This window comes from Bacillus salacetis, from assembly GCF_003581585.1.
GTDB lineage: Bacteria > Bacillota > Bacilli > Bacillales > Bacillaceae_B > Rossellomorea > Rossellomorea salacetis.
The window spans coordinates 214,967-234,588 of record NZ_QXIR01000001.1 but is presented as its reverse complement, the minus strand read 5'-3'; the positions used below and the strand labels follow the sequence as shown (position 1 = coordinate 234,588).

Here is a 19,622-nt window from a genome sequence, read left to right as displayed (position 1 = left end):
AAGACATCGTGAAGATTATCGAAGCCAAAGGGAATATATCGATTAAGCGCTCAATCGACACCGGCACGGAAGACCAGCGCAAATCAGTCCAGGAAATTCTGAGGGATGTTAAATCGGATGGAGACGATGCGTTACGTAAATTCACGGAAAAGTTCGATGGGGCCAGACTTAGTGAACTGAGGGTTTCTTCAGAGGAAATCGAAGAGGCTGTTAAAGAAATCGGTCCTGAAATGATGAGCATTATTGAAGAAGCAGCAGGAAATATCGCTGACTTTCATGGAAAGCAGCGCCGGAATTCCTGGTTTGATACAGATGAAAAGGGCACGCTGCTCGGGCAGAAGATCACTCCCCTTGATTCTGTCGGTGTCTATGTACCCGGCGGCACAGCCGCTTATCCATCTTCTGTGTTGATGAATGTCCTTCCCGCAAAGGTGGCGGGCGTCGAACGGATCGTCATGGTCACCCCTCCGGATGAGAAGGGACGGATACCGGCGGCTGTCCTGGCTGCTGCCCGGATTGCGGGAGTCACGGAAATTTGGAAGGCTGGCGGTGCCCAGGCAATCGGTGCGCTGGCATATGGGACCGAGAGCATTGCGCCGGTCGATAAAATTGTCGGTCCGGGTAATATATACGTAGCGCTGGCCAAGCGTGAGGTGTTCGGTGATGTAGCGATTGATATGATTGCCGGACCGAGCGAGATTGTGATTTTGGCAGATGAGACAGGGATTGCGGGAGAGATTGCAGCAGATTTGCTGTCTCAAGCAGAACATGATGTAAATGCATCGGCTGTTTTGGTGACGACTTCCCGGAAGCTTGCCGAGGAAGTTTCAGCAGCGGTTGATGAAGCTTTGGCTGATCTGCCGCGCCGTGAAATCGCGGAAGAGTCCGTGGAGAGGTTCGGTGCGATCTATCTGGCAGAAGATATGGAGAAAGCAGTTGAATTGGTCAATGATCTGGCTCCAGAGCATTTGGAAATTATGACTGGTCAGCCGATGGAAACGATGGCCAAGATCCGCCATGCGGGAGCGATTTTCCTCGGCAGATACAGTTCAGAACCAGTGGGTGATTACTTTGCGGGTCCGAACCACGTGCTCCCGACAAATGGAACGGCTCGTTTTTCGTCTCCATTGAATGTCGATGACTTCACGAAAAAGTCATCAGTGATTTCATACAGTGAAAAAGCATTAAGAGAAAACTGCGGCAAAATTGCGAAGCTTGCGCGGCTGGAGGGCCTCGAAGCCCACGCCCGGGCAGTCGAGGCGCGGTTCGGGAAATAAAAGGACGACGCTTTAACACATTAACGCAAGTGGGGACAGTCCCCTGTTACGTTAGTGCGTTAAAGCGCTGAGAGGGACTGTCCCTTTTAATACGGTGAAGGAGTGAAGTGTTATGGAGAATATCAGGAAGGCGGAATTGAGCCGCAAGACGAATGAGACGAATATTGAGCTCGGCTTTACGATAGATGGAAGCGGAAATGCCAACATTGAAACGGGAGTGCCATTCATGTCGCACATGCTGGACCTGTTTGCCAAGCACGGTCAGTTTGACTTGAATGTCAACGCACAGGGAGATGTTGACGTTGATGATCATCATACGACAGAAGATATCGGGATCTGCCTCGGCCAGGCCCTGCAAACAGCATTGGGTGACAAGAGAGGGATCAAGCGTTATGGAAATGCGTTCGTGCCGATGGATGAAGCACTGGCACAGGTGGTAGTAGACCTCAGCAACAGGCCGCACCTGGAAATGCGGGCGGAATTCCCGAGCCAGAAGGTCGGCACCTTTGACACCGAGCTTGTCCATGAATTCCTCTGGAAGCTTGCACTGGAAGCAAGGATGAACCTTCACGTCATCGTTCACTATGGCCACAACACCCATCATATGATTGAAGCGGTTTTCAAGGCTTTAGGGCGTGCCCTTGATGAAGCCACCACCATCGATCCGAGGATCCAGGGAGTACCATCTACGAAGGGAATGTTATAAATGATCGGGATTGTCGATTATGGAATGGGAAATCTGTTCAGTGTCGCAAAGGCACTCGAGCGGCTGGATGTTCCTTATTTTATCAGCGGAGAAGTGAAAGAACTTCAAAAAGCAGACGGCCTGCTTCTGCCGGGGGTAGGCTCTTTCCGGGATGCAATGACTCTTTTAAAAAGGCAGGAGCTCGCCAGATTTATAAAGAAATCTGCTGACCTCGGAAAACCCCTTCTCGGAATCTGCCTTGGAATGCAGCTGCTGTATGAGGAAAGTGAAGAGAACGGCACGACGGAAGGCCTTGGGCTGTTAAAAGGGCGTATCATCCGGATCCCGAGAAAGACGGAGGAGATGAAAATCCCCCACATGGGCTGGAACAAGCTTCGGTTTGTCAATGATTCTCCTCTGCTTGATGGACTCTCCGAAGGACATGTCTACTTTGTCCATTCCTATTATCTTTCCGAACCCAACCCCGACCATGTACTGGCGGCTGCAGAATACGGAGTGGAAGTACCGGCGATTTCAGGTTGGGACAACATCTTCGGTATGCAATTCCATCCGGAGAAAAGCGGCGACCTCGGCATGAAGCTGCTCAGGAATTTTACAAGATTTGTGGAGAAGGAGGCGGGGGTATAATGAGTTTTACAATCTATCCTGCGATCGACATGCGCGGCGGGAAATGCGTCCGTCTGCTGCAGGGAGACTACAGCAAGGAAACTATTTATGGGGATTCCCCTTTCGATATGGCGAAACGTTTTGTTGACGAGGGAGCAGAATGGATCCATATGGTCGACCTTGATGGTGCCAAGGAAGGGAACCGTGTGAACGATCAATTTGTGATCGATGTTGCAAATAAACTCGGTGCCAAAGTTCAAATTGGCGGAGGCATCCGTACCGAAGAAGATATAGAGTACTATTTAAATAATGGAGTGCAGCGTGTCATCATCGGCAGCCTCGCCGCTTCAAATACTGAACACGTGAAAGACTGGCTCGCCAAGTATGGGGACCGTCTCGCCATCGGGCTGGATGCCAAGGATGGCTATGTTGCCACACACGGATGGATTGAAACGTCAGAGCTGAAGGCGGTTGACCTGGGTGTGGAGCTTGCCCGTGCAGGTGCGGAAACGTTTATTTTTACCGACATCGCGACAGACGGTATGCTCTCCGGACCGAATGTAGAAGCGGTGGTTGAATTGGCGAAGGCGACCGGGAAGGAAGTCATTGCTTCCGGCGGCGTGAGTTCCATGGAAGATCTTCGTCTTTTAAAAGATAACAACGTTGCCGGAGCGATCGTCGGAAAGGCGGTCTACACTGGGAAAGTATCGGTGGCCGATGCGGTGAAAGAGGTGTCATCATGCTGACCAAGCGGATCATTCCATGCCTGGATGTGAAAGAAGGACGGGTTGTAAAAGGTATCAGTTTTGTGCAGCTCCGGGATGCAGGCGATCCGGTGGAGCTGGCAAAATTTTATGACGAACAGGGTGCGGATGAACTGGTATTCCTTGATATTTCGGCATCCCATGAAGGCAGGAAAACAATGATCGATGTTGTAAAAGAGGTCGCCTCAGAGCTGGCGATTCCTTTTACGGTAGGCGGCGGGATCAATGCTGTCGAGGATATGAAGAATATCCTCCGTGCGGGTGCGGATAAAGTGTCACTGAACACTGCGGCTGTGCTTCGCCCGGAACTGATTTCCGAAGGGGCCAGGTATTTTGGGTCGCAGTGCATTGTCGTCGCTATTGATGCCAAGTATGAAGGCGAAAGCGGAACATGGAAGGTCTATACCCATGGCGGCCGCAAAGTCACTGATAAAGATGCTGTTTCATGGGCGCGGGAAGCCGAAAAGCTGGGAGCGGGGGAAATCCTCCTGACAAGCATGGACAGTGACGGGGTCAAGAATGGATTTGATCTTGCGCTGACAAAGGCGGTCAGTGAAGCGGTGTCGATCCCGGTCATTGCGTCGGGTGGAGCCGGGAATGCAGAGCACTTTGAAGAGGTTTTTAAAAATGGAAAAGCGGATGCCGCCCTGGCTGCATCGATCTTTCATTATAAAGAGACGAGCGTTGAGCAGGTAAAAGAATATCTGCAGGAAAAGGAGGTTGTGGTGAGATGAATGATAGTTTAAATAAGATCAAATTCGACGAAAAAGGGCTTGTGCCGGCCATCGTACAGGATGCCTCAACCAAGAAGGTCCTGACATTGGCTTACATGAACGCCGAGTCTTTAAATCTTTCCATTGAGAAAGGGGAGACCTGGTTTTACTCCCGTTCACGCCAGGAACTCTGGCATAAGGGCGGGACGAGCGGGAACACCCAGCGCATCATTGAAATGAGGTACGACTGTGACCAGGATGCGATATTGGTTGAGGTGGAGCCTGAAGGACCTGCCTGCCACAAAGGGAACGAAAGCTGTTTTGAGGAGAGCATTTATAAAGCAGAAGAGGGTTCTGTCACAGGAAGTTCGATCCTTTCACAGCTGGAAAAGGTCATTGCAGACCGCTTCGACCAGCGTCCGGAGGGGGCATACACCACCTACCTGTTTGAAGAGGGTGTCGACAAGATCCTGAAAAAAGTCGGCGAAGAAGCGGCGGAAGTCATCATCGCCGCCAAAAACCGCGACAAAGAAGAACTAAAATGGGAAAGCGCAGACCTGCTGTATCATCTGCTCGTCCTCCTGAAAGAACAGGACCTCCCATTGAGCCAAGTCTTCCAGACACTCGAAGAGCGCCATTACAAATAAGGGGACAGTCCTTTAATACGTTAACGTATCAGGGGACTGTCCCCCAGTGTTTTAACGCACTAAAGGATCAATTTCCAGAAAATATCCTCCTCCGGTGGTTTAGCAACTGAAATATGTGTGTTATACTACTGTAGTTAATCTATACGTTTCGGAGGACTTTCATGAGAAAAGGTTCAAATGCAAGAAACGATAAAAGCAAAATTTTATCATTTGTCCCCACGGGTGAGTACTATTTCAACAAAGGAATCAAGGCTTATCATCGCCGGGAATTAAATAAATCTAAAAAATATCTTAACAGGGCCCTTCAGCTCGAACCGCTTGAGCCGATGATCGCCTGCCAGCTTTCGATCGTGCACACGGAAATGGGCGAATACTCTCAATCCAACCAGCTGCTGCATATGATCATCGACAGCCTGGACCCGCATATGGTGGAATGCCACTACTTCCTGGCCAACAATTATGCCCATCTTGGATTGTTCAAGGAAGCTTATACACATGTCTCGAATTATCTGGAAAAAGAAGAATACGGAGAATTCAGCGAGGATGCTGAAGACCTTCTTGAAATTCTTGAGCTTGACTCAGATGAGGCCCTGGATACGCTTTATGAACACGATGAGCTGATCACAAACCAGGAAAAAGCGAGAAACCTGCTTGAATCAGGGAACTTTCAAAAAGCAGTAGATCTTTTGGAAGAAGTCATCAAGGATTATCCGGAGTACTGGTCAGCGTACAATAACCTGGCACTTGCTTATTTTTACCTCGGCAGCACGGAAAAAGCGGCCGCCACGCTTGAAGAGGTACTGGAGAAGAATCCTGGAAACCTTCATGCTTTATGCAACATGGCCGTCTTTTATTTCTACCAGCAGAGGAATGAAGAACTGCAGGAACTGATGGAAGGCCTCGAAAAAGTCCGCCCGTTCCATTATGAGCAGCGTTACAAGCTGGGTGCGACCTTTGCCTTGATCGGCCGCAACGATAAAGCGTATGAGTGGCTGAAGTCGCTTCAGAAGCAGGGCTTCCAGGGAGACGCCAGCTTTTATTACTGGCTGTCACATGCTGCTTACCACACCGGCCATATCCAGACAGCTGAACAGGCCTGGAAAAGAGTAATGGAAGAGAATCCTGAAAAAGCAGGGGCAGAGCCATGGAATGATAAGAATCCGCAAATTGAAGGATTTGAAAATCATGTATCTTCCATCCTTAAAAAGGTGAAAAGCGAGTACGCTGAAGAGAGACTGTTCGGACTGTTCCTGATCTCCGTTTCTCACCATCAGAAGGAAGTGCTCACACATACGGACTTTGGCGCAGTGGATGATTTGAACCGTGCTGAAAAGCTGTATCTTGCTGAAATCCTGAAGGCCGAATCGCGCAAAGCCATCAAGGGAAGCCGGTCAATCAAGCATATCCATGAAACGGCATTGGCGATTTACGAGATTCATAACCCGATCAATGCGGTGGATTCCGGATTATTCCTGACATGGTTCACCATTGCATGCAAGCTGCTTGAGGCCGAAAAATCGCTGAAAAACGCTAAAGCCTGCGCTGCTGCAACAGAATACATCTGGCACAGATTAAGAGGCGACAAAAGAACAAAAACATTAATCTCAGGTAAATATGGGATCACTGCCTCCACTTTGAACAAATATCTGGAAATAGTTGAATCCTATTTAGAGTAATGAGCATATTCATGGACGAATATGCTCTTCTTTTTATAGGATATGAGTAGATAGGAAATACTAAAAAATATCTGTATTTACAGGACAGCGAAGTGAAGATGGAGTGAATAGTTTGCTCTCTCTTTTTTTATGAAAAATTCACGGAATACCTGTGAAGCAGTCTTTGTGTAAAGGAGTGTTCAATATGTCAGAGGAAAAAATTTATGATGTCATCATCGTGGGCGCCGGCCCCGCTGGAATGACAGCTGCAGTATATACTTCCCGTGCGGCGCTGTCGACACTGATGCTGGAACGCGGAATTCCCGGCGGTCAGATGGCCAACACGGAAGAAGTTGAAAACTATCCAGGTTTCGACCATATCCTTGGACCGGACCTTTCCAACAAAATGTTCGAACATGCTAAAGCGTTCGGTGCTGAATATGCATATGGCGACATTAAGGAAATTGTGGACGGGGAAGAGTACAAAACGATCAAAGCGGGATCCAAAGAGTACAAGGCGCGTTCCGTTATCATTTCTACAGGTGCAGAGTGGAAAAAGCTTGGCGTCCCTGGCGAAAATGAACTTGGAGGCCGGGGCGTATCTTACTGTGCGGTTTGCGATGGCGCATTCTTTAAAGGAAAAGACCTTGTGGTTGTCGGCGGGGGAGACTCCGCGGTTGAAGAAGGCGTGTACCTGACGCGCTTCGCGAATAAGGTGACGATCGTCCACAGGCGTGAAGAGCTGCGTGCGCAAAAAATCCTTCAGGACCGGGCGTTCAATAATGATAAGGTTGATTTCATCTGGAATCATACGGTAAAAGAAATCAACGAGAAAGACGGTAAAGTAGGAAGCGTTACACTGGTATCCACTGAAAATGGTGAAGAGAAGCCGTTCGATGCAGACGGTGTCTTCATTTACATCGGCATGCTTCCGCTGACAAAACCGTTCAGGGAACTCGGTATTACTAACGACATGGGCTACATTGAAACAAACGACAGGATGGAAACCAAGATTCCGGGAATCTTCGCTGCCGGCGACGTTCGCGAAAAAATGCTGCGCCAGATCGTCACGGCGACAGGTGATGGAAGTGTGGCTGCCCAAGCAGCACAGCATTACGTCGAAGAACTCGTCGAAAATTTGGCGGAGAAGAAGTAACCTGTCGAAAAAAAGATTGTCGAAAATCTGTCTAATTAAGTTGTAAATATCAGGGAGAGCCCTTGTATTCCAAGGCTTCTCCTTTTTCGACAAAGCTTGTCATAAATTACCGTATTTTGTATAGAAATAATTTACAAACCGTAATGACACCTTAAACGTACTGTAACACTAGTGAAACACAATGCGGGTAATATAGATAATAAGAAATTGACCCCCTTTTAAGAAATAAATCCCTTGTTAGACACAGGAATCGCCTGTGTCTCTTTTTTTGTCTTCAGCACTTTACCGTATTAACGCGATGAGGGACAGTCCCCTGTTACTTTAAAGTAACAGGGGACTGTCCCTCGGTGCTTTAGAGGGTTAAAGCACCTTCTGGTAAATGTTCGAACATTGTAGGTGAGGTACAATCATAGTATAATAAAGAGCAACGTAAACAGATGCAAAGCTTGAGGTGAAAATGAATGCAGCGAGTGACAAATTGTCTATATTTGAACGAAGATAAAGTCCTTCTTCTCCAAAAGCCCCGCAGGAACTGGTGGGTCGCACCGGGCGGCAAGATGGAGCAGGGAGAATCGATCCGAGATGCTGTGATCAGGGAGTATCGTGAAGAAACAGGAATCTATCTGCGCAATCCTCAGCTCAAAGGGATTTTCACATTTATTATAAAAGACGGAGACAAAATCGTTTCAGAGTGGATGATGTTCACCTTTTTCGCAACTGAAGCGGATGGAGTCAACCTTTCAGAGTGTGAAGAAGGGATCCTGGAGTGGCACGGTTTTGACGAAATCAAGAACCTTCCGATGGCTGAAGGGGACCGCCACATCCTGGAATACATGGTACATGGAAAAGGGATCATCTACGGCACCTTTACATACACACCAGACTTCGAATTGCTCTCATATAAATTAGACCCGAGTTAATCAAGGAGGAAGAGAACATGAGTACAGGTTCAACGAAAGATGGTCAATTGGTGATCATCACCGGCATGTCCGGGGCTGGAAAAACCGTCGCCATACAAAGTTTTGAAGATTTGGGGTATTTCTGTGTGGATAACCTGCCGCCGACTCTCCTTCCTAAATTTCTCGAACTGATGAAAGAGTCAGGGACGAAAATGAACAAAGTCGCATTGGGAATGGACCTGAGAGGGCGCGAATTCTTCGATCACCTTATCCAGGGACTGGATGACCTTGCGGAAAGCTCCTGGGTGACACCGCAGATCCTTTATCTCGATGCGGATGATTCGTCCCTGGTCAGACGGTACAAAGAAACACGGCGCTCGCACCCGCTTGCTCCTTCAGGACTGCCGATGGAAGGCATCAAGCAGGAGAGGCTCCTTTTAGAGGAACTGAAAGGCCGCGCCCAAACAATATATAATACATCAACGATGAAACCGAGAGAGCTGCGGGAAAAAATCCTTGAAGAATTTTCGGTGAATAAACGTTCGATCTTTACGGTCAATGTCATTTCCTTCGGCTTTAAACACGGCATCCCGATCGATGCCGATCTCGTATTCGACGTGAGATTCCTGCCTAACCCGCATTATATCGAACATATGAGACCGCGAACCGGACTGGAAGAGGATGTTTCCAAATACGTCCTTAAATGGAGCGAGACCCAGAAGTTCCTGGAGAAAGTGACAGACCTCCTGTCATTCATGCTGCCGCACTACAAACGGGAAGGGAAAAGCCAGCTTGTCATCGCAATCGGTTGTACCGGCGGCCAGCACCGTTCTGTTGCACTGGCGGAATATCTCGGCCATCATTTCGAAAATGACTACAGCACAAAAATCACTCACAGGGACATCCAGAAAAAAAGGGAACAGCTGACATGAAAAAGGCCAAAGATCCCAAGGTAGTCATCATCGGCGGCGGAACAGGACTGCCTGTTCTTCTCAGAGGGCTTAAGACATATCCTTTAGATATAACGGCTATCGTAACGGTGGCAGACGATGGGGGAAGCTCAGGGCGTCTGAGGGACGACCTGAACGTGCCTCCGCCAGGTGACATCCGCAATGTAATGGCAGCATTGTCGGAAGTGGAACCTCTGATCGAGCAGATGTTCCAGCATCGTTTTGAAACTTCGAATGAGCTATCGGGCCATTCGCTTGGCAACCTGATCCTTGCAGCGTTCACATCGATCACTGGCGACTTCGTCCATGCGATCCAGGAAATGAGCAGAGTCCTGAATGTAAAAGGGAAAGTGCTTCCCTCAGCCAACCAAAGCGTCGTCCTGAATGCAGAAATGGAGGATGGAACGATTGTCAGCGGTGAATCGAAAATTCCGTTTTCCGGCAAGAAAATCAAACGCGTTTTCCTGACCCCGGGAACAATCATCCCCGTATCCGAAACGATCCGGGCAATCCGGGAAGCAGATTTGATTGTCATCGGACCCGGCAGCTTATACACCAGCATCCTGCCCAACCTGCTTGTCCCTGAGATCGGGAAGGAAGTCAGCAGCTCCAAGGCGAGGAAGGTGTATATTTGCAACCTGATGACCCAGGCCGGGGAGACATTGAATTTTACAGCTGCCGATCATGTAAAAGCCATCTACGATCATCTCCATGACGGGTTCATTGATACGGTTATCGTCAACAATGAACAAGTTCCCCAGGAAATTGAAGCCCGTTACGAGGAAGAAATGGCGAAACCGGTCATATTTGATTTTGAACGATTATCTTCAATGGGATTGCAAGTGATCGAAGACAAAATCATTTCCTATTACGATGGCGTCATTCGCCACGATACCGGTAAAGTAGCGGAGATCATTTTTTCACTCATCAGTAAACCCAATCTCAAAGAAATTGAATAATTCAAATTGCTGCACAACAGCAGAACAGTACGGCATGGCCAACGCAAGGTATGCAAGCGTTTGTCTTAGGGAGGTGAAGAGATGTCGTTTGCGTCAGTTACAAAAAAAGAATTAACCAATCTTGATTTAAAGGATTGCTGCTCCAAAGCGGAGTTATCCGCATTGATCAGAATGAACGGATCGCTGTCCTTTGCCAACAGGTCCCTGGTCGTCAACATCCAGACAGAAAATGCAGCGATCGCAAGGCGTATCTATTCTTTGATCAAGAAGAACTATGCCACACCGGTTGAACTCCTGGTCCGTAAAAAAATGCGGCTGAAGAAGAACAACATCTACATCGTGCGCCTGAATGAAGACACGAAGGAAATACTGGAGGACCTCCATATCCTTGGCGAGGGTTTTACAATCATCCATGATATCTCAGCACAGCTCATCCAGAAGAAGTGCTGCCGCCGTTCATACCTGCGAGGTGCCTTCCTGGCAGGAGGTTCCGTCAACAACCCGGAAACCTCCTCCTACCACCTGGAAATCTTTTCACTGTATCAGGAGCATAATGAAGCCCTGTCTCAGCTGATGAACAGTTTTGGATTGAACAGCAAAACATTGGAACGCAAAAAGGGATTCATCACATATCTTAAAGAGGCGGAAAAAATCACTGAATTCCTGAATGTGGTCGGTGCTCATGGTGCCTTGCTCAGATTTGAGGATGTGCGGATCGTCCGCGACATGAGAAACTCGGTGAACAGGCTTGTAAACTGCGAAACCGCCAATCTGAACAAAACTATAGGTGCTGCCTTAAGGCAGGTCGAAAATATCCGCTTCATCGAACAGACTGCGGGTTTGCAAATCCTGCCGGACAAACTCAGGGAGATTGCCGAACTGAGAGTCACCTACCAAGATGTAACATTGAAGGAACTAGGGGAAATGGTATCTGGGGGAACCATCAGCAAATCAGGCATCAACCACAGACTCAGAAAAATAGATGAAATCGCAGAAAAGCTGCGTGCTGGTGAAAAAATAAAACATTAACCATATGGACAAAGGGGAGAAGGAAGCATGATCGAACAAAATGTAGAAGTAAAATTAAAAACGGGCTTGCAAGCACGCCCTGCCGCTTTATTCGTACAGGAAGCCAACCGTTTTTCATCAGAAGTGTTCCTGGAGAGAAACGGCAAGAAAGTCAATGCCAAAAGCATCATGGGCCTGATGAGCCTTGCCATCAGCTCAGGAACTGAAATCACTTTGATCGCAGACGGGACCGACGAAGAAGAAGCGGTAAAGCACCTCACAGAATTCGTGCAGAAAGAAAGCTGATCTAGAAACTCCATCTTTATTTAGGTGGAGTTTTTTTGTTGGGGAGATAGGAGGCTAACGTCGAGTTTTCTGCACCTATCGACGGGTTTGGGATGTCTATCAACGACTTAAGCCAATCTATCGCCGAGTTGCCGATCCAGGCACTTCTGCCAATCAAAAAAAGAGCACCTGATCAACAGATGCTCTTTCTGATAAACCTATTATTTGTTTTCGTTCATTTCATTGCTTGTAATGATACGGTCGATCAAACCATATTCAAGCGCTCTTTCAGCTGTCATGAAGTTATCGCGGTCTGTATCGCGGGCAATCACTTCAAGAGGCTGGCCAGTGCGGTCAGAAAGGATCTGGTTAAGCTTCTCGCGCAAGAACAAGATGCGTTTTGCGGCGATTTCGATTTCTGTCGCTTGACCTTGTGCCCCTCCAAGCGGCTGGTGAATCATCACTTCGGCATTAGGCAGTGCAAGGCGTTTGCCTTTTGCACCTGCAGCAAGAAGGAATGCACCCATGGATGCAGCCATACCGATACAGATTGTTTGTACGTCAGGCTTGATGTATTGGATGGTATCATAAATCGCCATACCAGCAGTGATGCTTCCGCCAGGGCTGTTGATGTAAATGGAGATATCTTTTTCAGGATTCTCTGATTCAAGGAAAAGCAATTGCGCAACGATGGAGTTGGCAACATTATCATCAATGCCGCTTCCAAGCATGATTACACGGTCTTTCAGCAAGCGGGAATAAATGTCATAAGCACGCTCACCACGGTTTGTTTGTTCAATAACTGTCGGAATTAAGTTCATCTTATTTCCTCCTTCGATATATTAATGTTATGTTGGAAACATACAAATACTTTATGTACTGATATAATACACCAGTTGGTCAATAAAGGTCAAACAATTAGCCCTCTTGTAACTAATTTTTCCCTCAACAATCCTTTCTACATCATACCCATCCATTCCTTTTTTAAACTATGCTTAATGTTAATAAAAGATTATTGTTTTGTTTTTATTTAAACAAACATAAAGGATTTCCGCTCCGGATGTCCGGCTCCGCGGGGCGGGCGGTGAACCAAGAAGCGGAAAGGCCCAGCTCAGCGGCGTACAGACTGGACTGACTCCGCATGAGATATAGGAATCAGGAAGAGCGATAGCGATTCGATGATGACCAATCGCAAGGAGGAGTCGGGAAGTCTGCTAGCCGCTGGGGCCTTGGAGCTGGATTGGCCGCCACGGCTGCGCCTGCGGGGTCTCACCTATCAAAAGCGGAAGCGGCCGTTCAACGACGTACGGATTGGAGGGCTTCTGTATGAGATAAAGGAATCACAACGAATAGAGTGAGTTGATGATGACTTATCGCAAGGAAGGAGCCTGAAATCCGCGAGTCGTTGGCCGCTGGAGCTGGACGAGTCCCGCTGATCCCGCAGGAGGTCAACAAGCAGGCGGGTGGGACTAAGATTTTGAAACATATTAGATAGATAAGCCTTTTTACGATACCGTACTAAGCTTCATTATGTATCCCATAAACTCTGTTCCTCAAAAACTATTGCATTTCCTTCGTTTCTGCACTATAATAAGATTTCGTACGCTTGTCGTACTGATTGCCCTCGTGGTGCAACGGATAGCACGTAAGATTCCGGTTCTTAAAATGGGGGTTCGATTCCCTCCGAGGGCGTTGCCAAAGGCCCCTGCGCTGATCTTCAGCGCAGGGGCCTTTTTATATTAAAATGAACAAAAGCAAATTTCGTGTAAAATATCGAAACACAAACTATACTATAGGTGAATAATGAATTGGAGGGATTACTATGCACATTCAAATGTGGACAGACTTTGCTTGACCATTCTGCTATATTGGCAAAAGGCGTCTGGAAGACGCCATTAAGCAGATTGACCATCCGATCGAAGTGACGTACAGATGCTTTGAATTGGACCCGACAGCAGAGCGGGATATTGAAGATAACATTTATGAGAAGCTCGCCAAGAAATATGGCATGAGTATAGATCAGGCTAAAGCCAATACTCAAAACATGGTGAACATGGCGAAAGAGGTTGGCTTGGACTATAGAATGGACACGATGATCCTGACCAATACCTTTGATGCGCATCGATTGGTGATGTTTGCAAAAACAAAGGGCCTGATGAAAGAGGTGACAGAGCGCATTTTAAAAGCATTCTTCACTGAATCAAGGCATATTGGAGATCATGAAACATTGACAGAGCTTGCGGTTGAAACAGGATTGAATCGCGATGAGGTTGCAGAGATGCTTTCGAGTGACGACATGGCAGTTGAAGTCCGTGCCGATGAGAAGGCTGCACAGCAAATCGGTGTGACAGGCGTTCCTTTCTACCTGATTAATAACAAATATGCCCTCACAGGCGCACAGCCGACCGAGGTATTTGTTCAGGCATTGAGAAAAGTGATCGCAGAAGAAGAAGAAAACAAAATCACATTGTTGAACAGCGACAGTGAAGACGGCGTTGTCTGTGATGAAAATGGCTGCGAGATACCAAAAAAATAAAAGAACAAACTGGCCTTGAATTCCTTTGATCGGGAGTTCAAGGCTTTTGATTTGATGACAAAACATCTTTTCGGCGATTTTGGGATGAGTTTCGGCTGTTTTGGCGCCTTTATCGACGGTACCGGAATAGGTTTCGGCGATTTCAGGCTCTCTTTCGGCGAAAATCACCTCCCTACCGACCAAACGGCAATTTCCGACACATCAACTACTGCGACGAAGGAAGTGCCATAACACTAACGGGAATCTTCCCAAACCAACTAATTTCCATACACTCTGCCCTCTATCTGTTGTAAAATAAAGAGAGGAGGGATCGGGAATGAATCTCAATACTGGATTATGGCAGCGGCAATCATTGAAATTGAATATGACCCAGCAGCTGACACAGGCGATTGAATTGCTGCAGTATTCCTCCCAGGAATTGAATGCCTATTTGGAGAATAAAGCCCTGGAGAATCCGCTTCTTCAGCTTGAACCTGTTCCTAATGGGGAACGATATAATAGAATGCGCGAAACGAACGGAATGAGTATTGATTGGATTGAAGAGGTGGCAGCGCAGCAGCCTTCGCTGTGGGAGCATCTTCTATCACAACTTGATTTGAAAACGCTTACCGAAAAAGACCGGCGATATTTGTCCCTCTTATTTGACAGCCTGGATGGGAACGGGTACTTGCCCAATGACACTGATAGTCTTCCTCCCATACCGAACCTGGTAAACTATATAGAACTCCTTCAGAGTCTCGAACCTGCGGGAATTGGGGCTCGGAGTTTGAAAGAATGCCTGCTTCTGCAAATCATTAGGGACGTCCAAGCCCCGGAGCATGCCAGATCCATCATTGAACATCATTTTGTGGATTTTTGTGAAAAGATGTGGAAGAGAATCACGAAAGAGCTGGGAATTACTCTCGCCGACGTCCAATCGACTGCGGATTACCTTAGAACCCTGAATCCCCGGCCGGGAGCCAGGTTCACTTCCGAGCCGCCGCAGTATATACGGCCGGAGATGTTCGTCACGCAAAAGGGCGATGGGCTGGAAGTTGAATTACTCGATGGCAGCGTCATGAAAATCCAGTACAATCGTGGTTATGATGAACGAATTTCATCTTTTCAAGATATGGAAGGATTAAAGTTCCTGCAGGACAAAAAGCAGGAGTTCCAATGGATCGTCAAAATGCTTGATCAGCGCAAAACGACCTTGATGAAAGTAGGCAAGTGCCTGGTTGAAAAGCAGGAAGGTTTTTTCAGGCATGGCCCAAAGGAGCTCAAACCTTTGACATTGAAAGAAGTGGCGGACACAATAGGAGTGCATGAGTCGACGATCAGCAGGGCTGTAAGAGGGAAGTATATTGGCACCCCTTATGGCACATATGAAATGAAAGCATTGTTCGTCAGCGGTATAGGGAAAGAGGAGGATTCTGCTTCCTCTGAAGGAATCAAGGCGGAAATCACGGTGCTCATGCAACAGGAAGATAAAAAGAAACCCCTGTCCGACCAGGCGATCTCAGCACGATTAGCTGAAAAAGGAATGAAAGTTTCGAGGAGAACAGTGGCGAAGTACAGGGATCAGCTCAATATCCCTTCGTCGACAAGGAGAAAACGTTATGATTGAAAACAAGCTGCCGGCGGTTAATTTTTATACCAGAGACAGATGTCATTTATGTGAAGATGCGAAGCTGATGCTCAAGCTCATAAAAGAAGAAATCCCATTTGAACTGAACGAATATGATATCGACAAGAGTGACGAGCTGACAGAGCGATTTGGGTTGATGATCCCGGTGGTTGAGATCGACGGGGAAATCGTTCAGTATGGGCAAATTGATTATTTTACAGTAAGTAAACGTTTACAAGATAAATCCTGAGTTTTTATAGTTGAATTTTGATTCATCCCTTGTTAAACTAACGTTGAAAGCAGGGATGAAATTTTTTTGCGGTAGGTGGGACATAATATGTCTTATGGGGACGTATTGAGTCCAACCAACAAACTTGAAGGAGCTTTTTGATGGAATCGATTATTGATATACAAAAACGATTATTACCAGACCTGCTCCAGGTTATGCAAAAGAGACATCAAATCCTCAAATCTGTGCGATTGATGCAGCCTGTTGGAAGAAGAAGCCTCGCTCAGTCACTCGGGATGACGGAAAGAGTCCTGAGAAGCGAAGTCGAGTTTCTGAAAGACCAGGATTTGATCGAGATTAAATCATCAGGGATGATCATCACGGCTGAAGGGGAACTGCTTCTGAGGAAGACAGCTGACATGATGAGGGAGATAACGGGGATTGATTCCATGGAAAAGGAATTGAAAGCTTTACTCAATCTTCATGAAGTTTTTATCGTTCCGGGGAATAGTGATGAGTCTCCATGGGTAAAAGAAGAATTAGGCAGATCGGCGGCAATGCGTATGAAAGGCCTTCTGTCTGGAGATAATATCATCGCGGTAACCGGGGGATCCACAATGGCGGCTGTTGCAGAAAAGCTGACACCGGAATTTGCCCGGCATGAAGTGTTATTCGTTCCGGCGAGGGGCGGTATCGGCGAAGATGTGAAGAATCAAGCCAATACGATCTGCGCCAAAATGGCGGAAAGGACCGGTGCCAAACACCGTGTGCTTTATGTCCCTGACCAGGTAAGTACGGAAGTGTACAAATCTTTCATCAAAGAGCCTGAAATCAAGGATGTTCTCAGTCTCATCAAATCCGCTGACATCGTGCTTCACGGAATCGGCGATGCGGTCACAATGGCTGAACGCCGTAAGACCGGTGAAGAAACGCTCAAGAAGATCCTTGCGGGAGATTCAGTCGGAGAAGCCTTCGGTTATTATTTTAACGAAGAAGGCGAAGTCGTACATAAAGTGACGACTGTCGGCCTGCAGCTTGAAGACTTGAGAAACAAGCCGAATGTCATTGCGGTGGCTGGCGGCCGATCAAAGGCGAAGGCGATAAGGGCCTATTTCAAAAGCGTGTCTCATTCCACGATTCTGATAACGGATGAAGGCGCGGCGAAAGAGCTTTTAAAAGGGTAATACCTTTTGAAATATATAAAATTTCCTTAACCATTTTAAAGGAGGACTTTATTCATGACAGTAAAAGTTGGAATTAACGGATTTGGACGTATCGGACGTAATGTATTCCGCGCATCTTTAAAAAACGATAACGTTGAGGTTGTAGCAGTAAACGACTTGACAGACGCTAACATGCTTGCTCACCTTTTACAATATGACAGCATTCACGGAAAGCTTGATCAAGAAGTGACAGTTGACGGCGACACTCTTGTTGTCGGCGGCAAAAAGATCAAGGTTCTTGCTGAACGCGACCCTGCTCAACTTGGCTGGGGAGATCTTGGTGTAGACGTAGTGGTTGAATCTACAGGCCGTTTCACTAAGCGCGCAGATGCTGCGAAACACATCGAAGCAGGCGCTAAGAAAGTCATCATCTCTGCTCCGGCTTCTGATGAAGACATCACAATCGTTATGGGTGTTAACGAAAACAAGTATGAAGCAGGAAGCCATGATGTTATCTCTAATGCATCTTGTACAACAAACTGTCTTGCACCATTCGCGAAAGTATTGAACGATAACTTCGGTATCAAACGCGGTATGATGACAACAGTTCACTCTTACACAAATGATCAGCAGATCCTTGACCTTCCGCATAAAGACTACCGTCGTGCGCGTGCAGCTGCTGAAAACATCATCCCGACTACAACTGGTGCTGCAAAAGCAGTTTCTCTTGTTCTTCCGGAACTTGAAGGCAAACTGAACGGCGGAGCAATGCGTGTTCCTACTCCAAACGTCTCTCTTGTTGACCTTGTTGCTGAACTTGATAAAGAAGTAACTGTGGAAGACGTAAACAATGCTTTCAAACAAGCATCTGAAGGCGACCTTAAAGGAATCCTTGGATACAGCGAAGAGCCGCTTGTATCAGGCGACTACAATGGAAATCCTGATTCTTCTACAATCGATGCCCTTTCTACAATGGTCATGGAAGGCAACATGGTTAAAGTCATCTCTTGGTATGACAACGAGAGCGGATACTCTCATCGTGTTGTAGACCTTGTTGATTATATCGCATCTAAAGGTCTATAAGAGTTATAAACCAAATGTGATATCCTAAATGATGAATGTGACATAATTTATCAGGGTTTATGTTGGATAAATTATGTCCCAGCATCTATAATGAAATGGGATGAAGGGGAGCGGGGAGGATTCCCCGCTCTTCTTTTTTCATAAAACGGGTTTCATGCCCGATTATCCAGAAGGAGGCCTTTTGAAATGAACAAGAAAACCATCAAGGATATCGACTTGAAAGGAAAGCGTGTATTCTGCCGTGTAGACTTCAATGTGCCTATGAGCGAAGGCAAAGTGACGGATGAAACCAGGATCAAAGCTGCACTTCCAACGATTCAATACCTGTCCGAGCAGGGAGCGAAAGTCATTCTTGCAAGCCATCTGGGACGCCCAAAAGGCCAGGTTGTTGAAGAGTTAAGATTGACTCCTGTTGCAAAGCGTCTTTCCGACCTTCTTGGGAAAGATGTAGCGAAAACGGATGAGGCGTACGGAGAAACGGTCCAAGCTGAAATCGAAAAAATGAGCGAAGGCGATGTACTGCTTCTTGAAAACGTCCGTTTCTATCCAGGCGAGACGAAGAACGATCCTGAGCTTGCAAAAGAATTTGCGGCACTTGCCGATGTCTATGTGAACGATGCGTTCGGAGCTGCTCACAGAGCACATGCTTCCACAGCAGGAGTTGCTGAACATCTTCCTGCAGCTGCAGGCTTCCTTCTTGAAAAAGAACTTGAGGTCCTTGGCAAAGCCTTGACGACACCTGAACGCCCTTTCACTGCAATCATTGGGGGAGCGAAGGTCAAAGATAAGATCGGTGTCATCGATAACCTGCTGGAAAAAGTAGATAACTTAATCATCGGCGGAGGACTTGCTTATACGTTTGTAAAAGCACAAGGCCATGAGGTCGGGAAATCCCTGCTGGAAGAAGATAAAATTGATTTAGCGAAAGAATTCATGAAAAAAGCAGAAGATAAAGGCGTCAAATTCTATATGCCGGTTGATGTGGTTGTGGCAGACGACTTCTCGAACGAGGCCAACACGAAAGTCGTGGCAATCAATGAGATTCCTTCTGACTGGGAAGCATTGGACATCGGACCTGAAACACAGGAGCAATATGCTGATGTCATCAAAGATTCCCGTCTGGTCATCTGGAACGGGCCAATGGGTGTATTTGAAATTGAAAAGTTTGCAAATGGCACGAAGGCCGTTGCCCAAGCTTTAGCCGATGCTGCAGATACATATTCTGTCATTGGCGGAGGGGATTCAGCCGCAGCGGTTGAGAAATTCGGCCTGGCCGATAAAATGAGCCATATTTCCACTGGCGGCGGAGCTTCCCTTGAATTCATGGAAGGCAAAGAACTTCCGGGAGTATCCGCACTTAACGACAAGTAAGGAAAGGAT

At 47.2% G+C, this 19,622-nt stretch carries 21 protein-coding genes and 1 tRNA gene; 21 read left to right on the top strand and 1 reads right to left on the bottom strand.

Annotated elements, in window-relative coordinates; all coding sequences use genetic code 11:
• Window positions 1–8: 8 nt before the first annotated feature.
• The 13 genes from hisD (at window position 9) to D3H55_RS01110 (ending at window position 11,646) form a co-directional block, all read left to right on the top strand.
• Window positions 9–1,277 (top strand): histidinol dehydrogenase, encoded by a 1,269-nt coding sequence (hisD, locus tag D3H55_RS01170; protein ID WP_119545036.1) that lies wholly within the window; start codon window positions 9–11, stop codon window positions 1,275–1,277.
• Window positions 1,278–1,398: 121 nt separating this feature from the next.
• The gene (hisB, locus tag D3H55_RS01165; RefSeq protein WP_205685289.1) at window positions 1,399–1,983 is read left to right on the top strand and encodes an imidazoleglycerol-phosphate dehydratase HisB; all 585 of its coding nucleotides are present in this window, start codon (window positions 1,399–1,401) and stop codon (window positions 1,981–1,983) included.
• The gene (gene hisH / locus D3H55_RS01160; RefSeq protein WP_119545033.1) at window positions 1,984–2,610 is read left to right on the top strand and encodes an imidazole glycerol phosphate synthase subunit HisH; all 627 of its coding nucleotides are present in this window, start codon (window positions 1,984–1,986) and stop codon (window positions 2,608–2,610) included. It abuts the gene before it with no gap.
• Window positions 2,610–3,335 carry a 1-(5-phosphoribosyl)-5-[(5-phosphoribosylamino)methylideneamino]imidazole-4-carboxamide isomerase gene (hisA, locus tag D3H55_RS01155; RefSeq protein ID WP_119545031.1) on the top strand — a complete coding sequence of 242 codons (726 nt, stop codon included), beginning with the start codon at window positions 2,610–2,612 and terminating at the stop codon, window positions 3,333–3,335. The genes hisH and hisA overlap by 1 nt, the downstream gene beginning before the upstream one ends.
• Entirely contained in the window at window positions 3,329–4,087 is a 759-nt protein-coding gene (hisF, locus tag D3H55_RS01150) for an imidazole glycerol phosphate synthase subunit HisF (RefSeq protein ID WP_119545029.1), read from the top strand. The genes hisA and hisF overlap by 7 nt, the downstream gene beginning before the upstream one ends.
• The gene (gene hisIE, locus D3H55_RS01145) at window positions 4,084–4,713 is read left to right on the top strand and encodes a bifunctional phosphoribosyl-AMP cyclohydrolase/phosphoribosyl-ATP diphosphatase HisIE (RefSeq protein ID WP_119545027.1); all 630 of its coding nucleotides are present in this window, start codon (window positions 4,084–4,086) and stop codon (window positions 4,711–4,713) included. Before hisF ends, hisIE begins: the two co-directional genes overlap by 4 nt.
• A gap of 161 nt (window positions 4,714–4,874) precedes the next feature.
• Window positions 4,875–6,389 (top strand): tetratricopeptide repeat protein, encoded by a 1,515-nt coding sequence (locus D3H55_RS01140; RefSeq protein WP_119545026.1) that lies wholly within the window; start codon window positions 4,875–4,877, stop codon window positions 6,387–6,389.
• A 184-nt stretch (window positions 6,390–6,573) separates the two neighbouring features.
• Complete coding sequence (gene trxB / locus D3H55_RS01135; protein WP_119545024.1) at window positions 6,574–7,524, top strand: thioredoxin-disulfide reductase; 951 nt, start codon at window positions 6,574–6,576, stop codon at window positions 7,522–7,524.
• A 461-nt stretch (window positions 7,525–7,985) separates the two neighbouring features.
• Window positions 7,986–8,444 (top strand): 8-oxo-dGTP diphosphatase, encoded by a 459-nt coding sequence (locus D3H55_RS01130; protein WP_119545022.1) that lies wholly within the window; start codon window positions 7,986–7,988, stop codon window positions 8,442–8,444.
• A 17-nt stretch (window positions 8,445–8,461) separates the two neighbouring features.
• Window positions 8,462–9,355, top strand: coding sequence for an RNase adapter RapZ (gene rapZ, locus D3H55_RS01125; RefSeq protein WP_119545020.1), 894 nt, complete (start codon window positions 8,462–8,464; stop codon window positions 9,353–9,355).
• Window positions 9,352–10,332, top strand: coding sequence for a gluconeogenesis factor YvcK family protein (locus D3H55_RS01120; protein WP_119545019.1), 981 nt, complete (start codon window positions 9,352–9,354; stop codon window positions 10,330–10,332). The genes rapZ and D3H55_RS01120 overlap by 4 nt, the downstream gene beginning before the upstream one ends.
• A gap of 81 nt (window positions 10,333–10,413) precedes the next feature.
• Complete coding sequence (whiA, locus tag D3H55_RS01115) at window positions 10,414–11,361, top strand: DNA-binding protein WhiA (RefSeq protein ID WP_119545017.1); 948 nt, start codon at window positions 10,414–10,416, stop codon at window positions 11,359–11,361.
• Between the two features lie 27 nt (window positions 11,362–11,388).
• Window positions 11,389–11,646 (top strand): HPr family phosphocarrier protein, encoded by a 258-nt coding sequence (locus tag D3H55_RS01110; protein WP_119545015.1) that lies wholly within the window; start codon window positions 11,389–11,391, stop codon window positions 11,644–11,646.
• Between the two features lie 200 nt (window positions 11,647–11,846).
• Here D3H55_RS01110 and clpP read toward each other — a convergent pair whose 3' ends face one another.
• A complete protein-coding gene (gene clpP, locus D3H55_RS01105) occupies window positions 11,847–12,446 on the bottom strand; it encodes an ATP-dependent Clp endopeptidase proteolytic subunit ClpP (protein ID WP_119545014.1) in 600 nt (199 codons plus the stop codon).
• Window positions 12,447–13,245: 799 nt separating this feature from the next.
• On the opposite strand from clpP, the gene D3H55_RS01095 reads away from it, so the two are divergent.
• The 8 genes from D3H55_RS01095 to D3H55_RS01060 all read left to right on the top strand — a co-directional run bounded on the left by D3H55_RS01095 (window position 13,246) and on the right by D3H55_RS01060 (window position 19,613).
• A tRNA-Arg gene (locus D3H55_RS01095) sits at window positions 13,246–13,317 on the top strand.
• Between the two features lie 175 nt (window positions 13,318–13,492).
• Window positions 13,493–14,161 (top strand): DsbA family oxidoreductase, encoded by a 669-nt coding sequence (locus D3H55_RS01090; RefSeq protein ID WP_119545010.1) that lies wholly within the window; start codon window positions 13,493–13,495, stop codon window positions 14,159–14,161.
• 15 nt (window positions 14,162–14,176) lie between these two features.
• Complete coding sequence (locus tag D3H55_RS23960) at window positions 14,177–14,392, top strand: hypothetical protein (RefSeq protein WP_119545008.1); 216 nt, start codon at window positions 14,177–14,179, stop codon at window positions 14,390–14,392.
• A gap of 85 nt (window positions 14,393–14,477) precedes the next feature.
• Window positions 14,478–15,767 carry an RNA polymerase factor sigma-54 gene (gene rpoN, locus D3H55_RS01080; RefSeq protein WP_119545006.1) on the top strand — a complete coding sequence of 430 codons (1,290 nt, stop codon included), beginning with the start codon at window positions 14,478–14,480 and terminating at the stop codon, window positions 15,765–15,767.
• The gene (locus D3H55_RS01075) at window positions 15,760–16,017 is read left to right on the top strand and encodes a glutaredoxin family protein (protein WP_119545004.1); all 258 of its coding nucleotides are present in this window, start codon (window positions 15,760–15,762) and stop codon (window positions 16,015–16,017) included. The genes rpoN and D3H55_RS01075 overlap by 8 nt, the downstream gene beginning before the upstream one ends.
• A gap of 140 nt (window positions 16,018–16,157) precedes the next feature.
• On the top strand, window positions 16,158–17,180 hold the full coding sequence (locus D3H55_RS01070; RefSeq protein WP_119545002.1) for a sugar-binding transcriptional regulator: 1,023 nt from the start codon (window positions 16,158–16,160) through the stop codon (window positions 17,178–17,180).
• A 54-nt stretch (window positions 17,181–17,234) separates the two neighbouring features.
• On the top strand, window positions 17,235–18,242 hold the full coding sequence (gene gap, locus D3H55_RS01065; protein ID WP_119545000.1) for a type I glyceraldehyde-3-phosphate dehydrogenase: 1,008 nt from the start codon (window positions 17,235–17,237) through the stop codon (window positions 18,240–18,242).
• Window positions 18,243–18,428: 186 nt separating this feature from the next.
• Complete coding sequence (locus D3H55_RS01060) at window positions 18,429–19,613, top strand: phosphoglycerate kinase (RefSeq protein WP_119544998.1); 1,185 nt, start codon at window positions 18,429–18,431, stop codon at window positions 19,611–19,613.
• Window positions 19,614–19,622: the final 9 nt, after the last annotated feature.

Excerpts from the sequence above, each read along its gene's own strand:
- hisH (WP_119545033.1), top strand. The coding sequence starts at position 1,984 with ATGATCGGGATTGTCGATTATGGAATGGGAAATCTGTTCAGTGTCGCA.
- hisA (WP_119545031.1), top strand. The coding sequence starts at position 2,610 with ATGAGTTTTACAATCTATCCTGCGATCGACATGCGCGGCGGGAAATGC.
- hisF (WP_119545029.1), top strand. The coding sequence starts at position 3,329 with ATGCTGACCAAGCGGATCATTCCATGCCTGGATGTGAAAGAAGGACGG.
- hisIE (WP_119545027.1), top strand. The coding sequence starts at position 4,084 with ATGAATGATAGTTTAAATAAGATCAAATTCGACGAAAAAGGGCTTGTG.
- D3H55_RS01140 (WP_119545026.1), top strand. The coding sequence starts at position 4,875 with ATGAGAAAAGGTTCAAATGCAAGAAACGATAAAAGCAAAATTTTATCA.
- trxB (WP_119545024.1), top strand. The coding sequence starts at position 6,574 with ATGTCAGAGGAAAAAATTTATGATGTCATCATCGTGGGCGCCGGCCCC.
- D3H55_RS01130 (WP_119545022.1), top strand. The coding sequence starts at position 7,986 with ATGCAGCGAGTGACAAATTGTCTATATTTGAACGAAGATAAAGTCCTT.
- rapZ (WP_119545020.1), top strand. The coding sequence starts at position 8,462 with ATGAGTACAGGTTCAACGAAAGATGGTCAATTGGTGATCATCACCGGC.
- D3H55_RS01120 (WP_119545019.1), top strand. The coding sequence starts at position 9,352 with ATGAAAAAGGCCAAAGATCCCAAGGTAGTCATCATCGGCGGCGGAACA.
- whiA (WP_119545017.1), top strand. The coding sequence starts at position 10,414 with ATGTCGTTTGCGTCAGTTACAAAAAAAGAATTAACCAATCTTGATTTA.
- D3H55_RS01110 (WP_119545015.1), top strand. The coding sequence starts at position 11,389 with ATGATCGAACAAAATGTAGAAGTAAAATTAAAAACGGGCTTGCAAGCA.
- clpP (WP_119545014.1), bottom strand. The coding sequence starts at position 12,446 with ATGAACTTAATTCCGACAGTTATTGAACAAACAAACCGTGGTGAGCGT.
- rpoN (WP_119545006.1), top strand. The coding sequence starts at position 14,478 with ATGAATCTCAATACTGGATTATGGCAGCGGCAATCATTGAAATTGAAT.
- D3H55_RS01075 (WP_119545004.1), top strand. The coding sequence starts at position 15,760 with ATGATTGAAAACAAGCTGCCGGCGGTTAATTTTTATACCAGAGACAGA.
- D3H55_RS01070 (WP_119545002.1), top strand. The coding sequence starts at position 16,158 with ATGGAATCGATTATTGATATACAAAAACGATTATTACCAGACCTGCTC.
- gap (WP_119545000.1), top strand. The coding sequence starts at position 17,235 with ATGACAGTAAAAGTTGGAATTAACGGATTTGGACGTATCGGACGTAAT.
- D3H55_RS01060 (WP_119544998.1), top strand. The coding sequence starts at position 18,429 with ATGAACAAGAAAACCATCAAGGATATCGACTTGAAAGGAAAGCGTGTA.